The following is a 3,924-nucleotide window of genomic DNA, read 5'->3' on the forward strand; positions in this document are numbered from 1 at the left end:
AGTCGCAAAATGAAGGGATGGCAATTCAACTTTCTCCCGGCCGGCAGCCCTTCCTGCCGCGCGCCAGTTGCCGCCGTGCCGTCCAGCCACTATCGGCCCCATGTTGAAGGGCATGCGAGCCCGGTTGGATTTCTCCGGGAACTTTGGATTTCGTGTGACCGAATTGGGCCGGAGATTGGTCTTGCGTTCCATCTTCGGACCTTCGGCAAGTCCTGCTCCAATGGCAGTCAGTCGCGTTCGGGAGCCGTCTCGTCCATCCGTATCTGACGCAACATGCTTCGCCCGGCGATAAACATCTCAACAAGGAATGCCACAAGAGATCCGATGAGCGACAAGATCGCGCCGCCGAAGAACCAGAAGAGATTTTCTTCACGGAACCCGAACTGGAGCGCACCGGCAAGCAGATTGAGGATAGCCCAACCAGTACAGATCGCGGCAAGCGTCCCGAGAGCGACCGCTATCTCCAGGGCAAGCGTACGCCGGCGCAGATAGTCCAGTTGCGTGCGTCGCGCGTCCCCCCGTTCACCCTTCTCCTGTATCGCGTTGACCCGATCCGAAACCCGACCAAGACGAATCTCGTAGACCCCGACGAAACCTGCCGTGCCGGCAAGGAGAAAAACCGGCGCCAGGGCGGTTTGGACGATAGAGGCAAGATCGGAGACGATTGCTGGTGTTTGCATGTGTGGCTCTCAACAACTTCTGCGCAGCTAGATTTGAGGCGTATGGAATCTTAGCAATCTGTGGCAGGCTCCTAAAAAGGCAAATCACCCGTACTGAACGGGCGAGGGAATTGGTCTTTTCGGGTTGACGGCCGATACGGCCGCGCATTCCCGGAGCGTGCAAGGGTTTGTTGTCTACGATTGACACCGAAGTTGTTGCCCACGCGGTCGACCGGCCTCTGAGCGGCAACTGAAACACTGAGACGGCAGTCACCCACGCGCGCCCGCAACGCAAGTCTTCAGTTGACGCGGCTTGGCCCTATTGGCGAACCTGGTGCGTGGCAGCACCGGCATAAGATTGGTCAGCACATCCATTGCTCTGGAGTGGCGGGGACTGGCAAATGACGGCATGTCCGAACCTTATCCGAACGCACATTGCGCTACGCGCCAGCGCGAACGGTAGGCCTGGCGCATTTGGAAAATCAAAATGGCGTCGAACTGGGCATTCTATCGGCTTGACCATCATACTGGTGATAATCGCAAGCAGCTTTGCGGAGCAGTCCCTCGCCCAACCTCTGAATGCCGCGGGTCTGCCAGACGTCGAGTTTGGCCCACGAAAAATGTTCTTGATGCTTTTTCTCATGCTCGGCCCGATCAAGATACTCGTACCCTTTGTAAGCATCACTGCCGGCTGGGAGGGCCAACTCAAGTCGCGGCTTGCCGGGAGGGCCATCCTCTTCTCGGCCGGTGCCCTGGCTATCGCCGGCTTGCTTGGCCGCACAATGTTGGAGAACTTTGAAATTTCCTTGCCCGTCCTGGCCATGACCGGGGGCATCATCCTGTTTCTCGTGGCTCTTCGAACGATCTTGCAGCAATCCGCAAGCCAGATCGAGCACCCGCTCGGGGTGGGCCGACCGCCAGACCAAAGGCTTGCCCTTGCGCCACTAGCCTTTCCAATCATCGTCCCTCCCTATGGTATCGCTGCCGTGATCGTCTTTGCGACCCTGGCGGGCGACCGCCAGGCGGAAGGCTTCACCGTCGCCGCCATCGTGCTTCTAATTCTGTTGCTGGACTGGCTCGCGATGACGTTCGCGGACACCATCTTGAAATGGGTAGGAACCTCCCTCCAGGTATTGGCGGTCGTGCTCGGTGTCACGCAGGCGGCCCTTGGACTTCAGATCATTCTGCATAGTGTGAGTTTGATCGAATGGTGACCTCCGCCTGTCAAAGGCGACCACAAGCACTTCTTCAGTGCCCGCGTAGCGCGATCTCGGCTTGAAGTTCATCTAGCATCCAGCACGCTTGCTGGTGGCGTAATCTCGGCTTGTGAAGTCCTTTCAGCCTTCCCGCCAGTCCCTGGCACTCGAATTGTTGAGCCCGCCCGATGGGAAATTGAAGACACTGTTTGCGGCGGTGAAACCGCCAGCAATCGCACGGCCGTGCACAATGTAACTGTTACGTTCTTCAGCAAACCGCCATATTCCGCTTAATGTCCGTTCGGAGTGACCTTGGGGAAGCCATGCGGCGGTTGGTTGTCAAGAAGTTGGTTCAGATCGGGGCTGGCGATGGCGCTCGCTCTGCCGCTCGGCCAATGCATACCGAGCAGCTTTTCCGGCATACCAAGGAGACCAGTATTTCGGGCGACCCTTTCCGTCTTTACCCTTGGAGGTGATCATAGTGCGGAAGACAATAATCGTGCTTGGCAGCGCTGTTGCCATGATGCTCTCATCATCCATGAACCCGGTGCTCGCGCAGCAGTCGGCAAGCGCCCCGGCGGCCGAGCAGCAGACAGCGCCGGAACCGCTCAGCGACGACGAACTCGAAATCCTCGTCGCCCGCATCGCGCTCTATCCGGACGAACTGGTGGCCTTGATCTCCGCTGCGGCTCTCTTTCCGCTGCAGATCGTCGAGGCGGAGCGGTTCCTCGAGGCACGCCAGAAGAAGCCGGACATGAAACCGAAGGAGGATTGGGACGGCAGCGTCATCTCGCTGCTCAACTATCCCCAGATCGTCAAGATGATGGCCGAAGACCTCGACTGGACCCAGTCCTTCGGTGATGCGATCGCCAATCAGCAGAAGGACGTGCTGATCGCGATACAGCAACTGCGCGACGAGGCGGTCGCCAAGAACATCATCAAGACGGACGACAAGGTAAAAGTGGTCCAGGAAGGCGACAATGTCCTCATCCAGGCGGCGAACCCGGAAACGATCTACGTGCCGCAGTATCCGCCGGAGATGTTGTATCAGCCCAACTATGCACCGGCACCGATCAGCTACTATGACGAACCCTCTCCCGCCTACTGGTATCCGGGCGCGACCTTCTTTGCAGGTGCTGTGACGGGTGCTGCCTTCGCAGCAATCGTCGACTGGGACGATTGGGGCGTGTGGGGCGGCCGCTGGAACGGCGGTGACGTCGACATCGACTGCAACAACTGCTTCAACAACATCAACGGCAAGGTCAAGTGGAACGACGTCGACTGGAAGAATGTCGACCGCAGCAAGATCAAATTCGACAGCACCCAGTTTCAGAAGTTCGACCGGACCAATATCAAGAACAACATCAAGGCCGACGGCAACAACAACCTGCGCAACCGCGCCAACGAGATCAATCGCGAGCGCCCGAACGCGCGGCCCGCTGGCGGCGACAGCGCCGGCCAGATCAGGGATGTGCGCAAGAGCACATTAGATGGACTGAAAGCGCAGCAGCGGCCCGCGACCCGTCCCGCCGATGGTCAGGCGACAAGACCGAGGGCCGGTGACGCCAAGGCAGGCGCCAACCGTCCGCAAGCAAAGCAGACCCCGGCAAACCGACCCGCAGGCAAGCCGAAGATGGGCGGCAAGGTCGAGAATCGACCCGTGAACCCGTCGGGGCTCGGCAACGTCAATTCCGGCCGGCGTGAGGTTAATTCGTCGAAGCGTGGTGGACAGAGCATGGGTGGCGGCCAGCGTGGCGGCGGGCGGCCACAAGCGACCCGCGGCGGTGGCAAACCTCCAATCCACCGCGGTGGCGGCGGCGGTGGGCGCGGCGGCGGCAGACGATAGTCAGATAGGAGAACGACCATGACAAAGCTCTTTCATCCGCTTCTCCTTGGAACGGCGATCGCCCTCACACTGGCCGCCGTGCCGCTCAACGCCTTCTCACAGACAAAGGCGCCGACGGAACAGGCACCGGCGGATCAAATGGCGGCCGGCCTCGACGCCTATGCGGCGGACGAAGATCCTCCGGTCTTCGATGACCCGGCCAAGGCGGTCGACGAATTCAAGG

4 protein-coding genes and 1 pseudogene are annotated in these 3,924 nt (G+C 59.8%); 3 read left to right on the forward strand and 2 right to left on the reverse strand.

Annotated features, from left to right (window positions below):
* On the reverse strand, positions 1–192 hold a 192-nt coding region (locus tag I8N66_RS36520; protein ID WP_291165283.1), incomplete at its 3' end, for a hypothetical protein.
* A 35-nt stretch (positions 193–227) separates the two neighbouring features.
* Positions 228–680 (reverse strand): DUF2721 domain-containing protein, encoded by a 453-nt coding sequence (locus I8N66_RS36525; protein WP_291165286.1) that lies wholly within the window; start codon positions 678–680, stop codon positions 228–230.
* A 494-nt stretch (positions 681–1,174) separates the two neighbouring features.
* On the opposite strand from I8N66_RS36525, the gene I8N66_RS36530 reads away from it, so the two are divergent.
* From I8N66_RS36530 to I8N66_RS36540, 3 genes and pseudogenes are all read left to right on the forward strand, one after another.
* A complete protein-coding gene (locus tag I8N66_RS36530; RefSeq protein ID WP_291165289.1) occupies positions 1,175–1,873 on the forward strand; it encodes a MarC family protein in 699 nt (232 codons plus the stop codon).
* A 460-nt stretch (positions 1,874–2,333) separates the two neighbouring features.
* Positions 2,334–3,701 carry a DUF3300 domain-containing protein gene (locus I8N66_RS36535; RefSeq protein WP_291165292.1) on the forward strand — a complete coding sequence of 456 codons (1,368 nt, stop codon included), beginning with the start codon at positions 2,334–2,336 and terminating at the stop codon, positions 3,699–3,701.
* 18 nt (positions 3,702–3,719) lie between these two features.
* Positions 3,720–3,924: pseudogene (locus I8N66_RS36540) on the forward strand (hypothetical protein); the annotation flags it as partial.

Origin of the sequence: Ensifer sp. SSB1 (assembly GCF_016652895.1) — a bacterium.
GTDB lineage: Bacteria > Pseudomonadota > Alphaproteobacteria > Rhizobiales > Rhizobiaceae > Ensifer.

Bases quoted from the DNA above. Each gene is read 5' to 3' on its own strand.
- I8N66_RS36525 (WP_291165286.1), bottom strand. From the start codon at position 680: ATGCAAACACCAGCAATCGTCTCCGATCTTGCCTCTATCGTCCAAACC.